This is a genomic window from Pseudoalteromonas luteoviolacea CPMOR-1 (assembly GCF_001625685.1).
In the GTDB taxonomy this organism is placed as follows: domain Bacteria; phylum Pseudomonadota; class Gammaproteobacteria; order Enterobacterales; family Alteromonadaceae; genus Pseudoalteromonas; species Pseudoalteromonas luteoviolacea_K.
Map to the genome: position 1 here is coordinate 1 of NZ_AUYC01000023.1, position 4,048 is coordinate 4,048.

The window sequence follows — 4,048 nt, forward strand, 5'->3', positions numbered from 1 at the left end:
CGCCATCTTGAAACCTGAATTTCGCTAGTAAAAATACACTCCAAACACGCTCAAGAAAGCGGAAACGGAAAAAGGGAAAAAAAATTTATTTTTAAAAACGCGTGGAGGCCCGCGTGTTTTCTACCCGCATTGTAACGGGGGGTACCCAGAAAGGACCCTTTCGAACATTCGATAAATCAATCACTTAGATTCGATTAGCTTATCCAGCTTTTCGTTGATTGTGTCTAACTGCTTCTCTATGCGTGACTGGTCTTCTACTCTCTGCACTTTGACATGCTCTATCTGCTTCTCATTAATTGAGATTCGTTTATCCAATCCAGTTATGTATACGATGCTTGCTACTATCATTGTGATAGTTGTGAGTAAGTGAGCTATATCAACTGGCTTGCTGGTCCACTTGCTATCAGACATCAATACTCACCTTTAATCATTTGCTGTATAAGTTCGTCCGCTCGTTTGGGTACTTGCTTATACCATCTTGAGTCCTTCATCTCGTACGCTGCATCAGCAAAGTTACCTACCTCAACTGCTGCTATCATCCGTTTGAATTTCATTAGTCCGTCTAAGCCAATATTGAAAGCCATGTTAACCAGTACGTCTAACCTTGCCCTATTGCAATGACTTGTATTGATGCGGCGCTTAACTCCTGCTTCTGCATCCATTATGTCATTTGCTAGCAACTGCTCGGCTTCTTCTTCACTCACGCCCTTGCTATCCAAGTTACGCCCATAACCAATAGTTAATTTGCCGCCTGTACAGTAATAGGGATACCTTCTGTACCCCTCATGTTTTTTTAGCTGCTCTACTAAATTCATAGACATGTTTTTTCCTGCGTATGTTTTTATTCATGAAAGAAAAAGGAGCCGCATCCATGCGCGCTCAGTCACTTCAAGGAAAGATTTACTTTTACTCTGGCTCTTGCTTCAACCTATCTAATGCTGCGTTATACCAGTGGGTATCAAGTTCAAACCCTATAAAGTTACGTCCTGTATCTCGACAAGCAATTGCCGCCGTCCCGCTTCCGGTAAACATATCAACAACCAATGCACCTTCTGATGTTGTTTCGCATATCAGTCTTTTGAATAGCTCGACTGGTTTCTCTGCTGGGTGATCTGTCGCTCTGTTTTGTGGTGCTACTCGTTTACATTCCCATATATCCGAGAGGCTTCTGTTTGGTATTACGGCATCTTTCATACCCACAAATACAACTAATTCGTATCGTGGTCTAAGGGCTTTCTTTGGCCCTGTACCTAAGCACTGCTTATCCCAAACTAAAACAGATGTGATTGACAGGCCAATATCAGCAAGTGCCTTGGTTATAACTGGCATTGAGCGCCAATTACAGAAAGAGACTAGATAGCCTGTATCTTTCAGTATTCGCTTTGCTTGTTCAAACCAAGACTTGTAGAAGTGCGTTACATTCATCCAGTCAGCCCACGAACCTACGCGTGACGGCTTTCCAATACTGCTGGCTCCTATCAGGTATGGGGGATCTGTTAGAACTAAATCGACTGAGTTGTCTGGAATGTTTTGACTTTCTTCTACACAGTCGCCGTTAATCAGTTTTATATCTGTCATGCGTCACCTTTGGTTCGTGACGCTCTAGGCGTTCTGCTACATTGATTGTTTTACAACGGGGGCATTTGATTTCTACTACTCCAATAGTTCGGCATAGTAGTTTGTCGCAGCAAGTACATCTTACATCTTGCATATAATCACCATCAAAAAACCCCACATAAAAGCGGGGTTTAATTACGAGGTTTTTTATTTATAGCTTTTCCAAGCTTAGTCACATTATGGCATATTTAGCGCCGAAGAAAACGACATTGCGTGTCGGGTTTAGCGACATTTTGCCTGTTATAACCCTTGAGGCTATACCAAAAGCCCTCTTTCTGCCCTCGCAAGCCAAAATTCAACGCTATGTTTGTTGCTAAATTCATCTGCCCAGATTGCTATTTCTTTGTGGCTCATGCCTTTAATGTATTTACCGACTAACGCTTTTCTACAAGAAGACGAAAGCGCTTCTATATCCTTGGTAATTTGTGCAATGTGATCTGGTGGGCTAATGCTATCGGCACCATGACTGTATAAGTGAGCATCAGAGCTAAAAACCCCACCTAGCAAACAGCACTCTTTGATACGTTCAACATTAGACTTTCTTGCATAGCCTTGGGTTTCTTCTTTCAACGCCCAATATCGGCCCCACACTTTAAGCTCTCCGCGTACTTGTTTAATGTTTTGTCGTGAATCACTCATGAGTCAGCCCCTAATTGTAAAACTTGGACCAATTTTAAGTTACAGATCTGCTCCACAATAGACACGACAGTGTCGAACTTAAGTTGCGTTTTGTCTTTTTCCCACCGCTGATATGTTCTCTCACAAACACCGTATGCATTGGCCACATCTCTTTGCGTGAGGCCTCTGTATGTACGAGCAATAATTAATACTCTACCTGCAGTCATCATGTGGCCACCATTACCAAGTTTTGTTTTAAAAATAACCTTTGAGTTCTTATCATGCCCTCAAACACAAAAATTCTAATTGTCGTCTCTGACAACATCACGGGGCCAGATCGACCATCTATAACGTCATGACACGCTGAACATGTATAAGCTGAATGAATATCATCACATTTCTGACCCATACCTGCTCCCCCACCGACATGGGCTAAAACGACCGTGCTAGAATCGAAATTACAAATGCCAGGCAATCTAATTTGACAGGCTTGACCTTTAGCACTTTCTCTCAACTTCTCGCTAATTACTGACATGTTTCTCCCCTTCCCCATACAGTGCAAGCATGTATAGATCTTCCGGCTTTGGCAGTAGTAGCTCTAAATTGTCTGCGCAATACATATCCATCCAGTTCAAATACTCGGAGAACTCTTTGGTGCTTAACTTTCGTGTACGCTTTCGAACTATGATCGGTTCTTCTGTTCCAACCTCTAGCACTTTTACACCGAACTTTTTCCTGACAAACACCTCGTGAACATCTTGAGAGCTATTTTCTTGTCCAAAGTGTTCTCTCATATGATCTGCAATGGCTTGGTTCCACATCCACATTAATCTGTTTTGAGCGGTAGACCGACTTGTTTTGTGTTCATCAAACTTAACCTTCACATTTTTTTTATTCTTGATCATTGCTCTAATCATTGAGCCAATGACAGGCATAGCCTGTTCATAGTTGTTAGTCGTTAAAATCTTTGTTGTCATAAAATCTATGCTCGTTGTTTAGCCGTTTGCTGATAGGTCTGTTCGAGTGAATCATTCAAAGAAAACCCTTGGCTTTGAGGGACTTTTTTTGAATGCTTAAAGTTGCCAGCATTTGCGGCTACATCGTTAGCAATCTTAAGGCTTTTAAACCGCTCTTTTTGGGCTTTTGGCCTATTTCTTCTATCAGCTTCGGCTTGCTTCTTATCCTTAATCTGTTGCGTAACACTTGGCACACCATGGAGTTTTGCATGCTGTAACAAAACTCGATTACCAGCAGCTTTTGCTTGGTTTAAATCTCTAGCTGTTGGCTCCGTAATGCCAAGTAAGTAATCGTTTTTGGCTTTTCTGGCTTCCACTAGCGCCATGCTATAATCACAACCCAGTATCGCTTTTACCTCTGCAACAAACTCTTTTTGGTCCTTCTCGTATGATTTCATTGCACATCCCTGTTAATCGTCGTTGGCAGGTTCGGCTTGTATTCTGTATTCCCAAAGGTTTTTAGTGCCTTTTCTAACACGCTTTAGCTTTGTTAAATTGGGACCATCCACAATCTCTCTCCATCGTGCTGACATAGCGGCAGGCGTGTCCTTTTTATGGAAAATCGTTTCGCTTGCGTTGCATATTTCTTCAAGAGTCCAATATTCAGGACCTGTTATTATTTCTTGCAATCTTGCTTTTTGTGTCATGCTGCACACTCCCACTTTGCTAAAGCATCAAAAGCGCCAAATTGACTAAAAAGGTCACCCGCGAATGATTCGTCTATATCGAATTGGAAAGGAACAGCGATCCAACCTGCGTTGATAACGTGCTCTTTATTTATTGATTTATCCAAAAAG

10 protein-coding genes are annotated in these 4,048 nt (G+C 41.9%); all 10 read right to left on the reverse strand.

What is annotated here, in order from left to right:
* Positions 1–180: 180 nt before the first annotated feature.
* Entirely contained in the window at positions 181–411 is a 231-nt protein-coding gene (locus N473_RS09750) for a hypothetical protein (RefSeq protein WP_063367744.1), read from the reverse strand.
* On the reverse strand, positions 411–821 hold the full coding sequence (locus tag N473_RS09755; RefSeq protein ID WP_063367745.1) for a glycoside hydrolase family protein: 411 nt from the start codon (positions 819–821) through the stop codon (positions 411–413). The genes N473_RS09750 and N473_RS09755 overlap by 1 nt, the downstream gene beginning before the upstream one ends.
* 85 nt (positions 822–906) lie before the next feature.
* Positions 907–1,578, reverse strand: a complete 672-nt coding sequence (locus N473_RS09760; protein WP_063367746.1) for a DNA-methyltransferase — start codon at positions 1,576–1,578, stop codon at positions 907–909.
* The gene (locus N473_RS26985; RefSeq protein WP_081221061.1) at positions 1,556–1,711 is read right to left on the reverse strand and encodes a Com family DNA-binding transcriptional regulator; all 156 of its coding nucleotides are present in this window, start codon (positions 1,709–1,711) and stop codon (positions 1,556–1,558) included. The genes N473_RS09760 and N473_RS26985 overlap by 23 nt, the downstream gene beginning before the upstream one ends.
* Before the next feature lie 161 nt (positions 1,712–1,872).
* A complete protein-coding gene (locus tag N473_RS09765; RefSeq protein ID WP_063367747.1) occupies positions 1,873–2,256 on the reverse strand; it encodes a hypothetical protein in 384 nt (127 codons plus the stop codon).
* Positions 2,253–2,465 (reverse strand): helix-turn-helix domain-containing protein, encoded by a 213-nt coding sequence (locus N473_RS09770; protein WP_063367748.1) that lies wholly within the window; start codon positions 2,463–2,465, stop codon positions 2,253–2,255. The genes N473_RS09765 and N473_RS09770 overlap by 4 nt, the downstream gene beginning before the upstream one ends.
* Positions 2,462–2,770: a nuclease domain-containing protein gene (locus N473_RS09775; protein ID WP_063367749.1), complete on the reverse strand. Its 309-nt coding sequence runs from the start codon at positions 2,768–2,770 to the stop codon at positions 2,462–2,464. The genes N473_RS09770 and N473_RS09775 overlap by 4 nt, the downstream gene beginning before the upstream one ends.
* Positions 2,757–3,212, reverse strand: a complete 456-nt coding sequence (locus N473_RS09780) for a recombination protein NinB (RefSeq protein ID WP_063367750.1) — start codon at positions 3,210–3,212, stop codon at positions 2,757–2,759. The genes N473_RS09775 and N473_RS09780 overlap by 14 nt, the downstream gene beginning before the upstream one ends.
* Positions 3,213–3,217: 5 nt before the next feature.
* Entirely contained in the window at positions 3,218–3,649 is a 432-nt protein-coding gene (locus N473_RS09785; RefSeq protein ID WP_063367751.1) for a hypothetical protein, read from the reverse strand.
* A 12-nt stretch (positions 3,650–3,661) separates the two neighbouring features.
* Entirely contained in the window at positions 3,662–3,898 is a 237-nt protein-coding gene (locus tag N473_RS09790) for a hypothetical protein (RefSeq protein ID WP_063367752.1), read from the reverse strand.
* Positions 3,899–4,048: the final 150 nt, after the last annotated feature.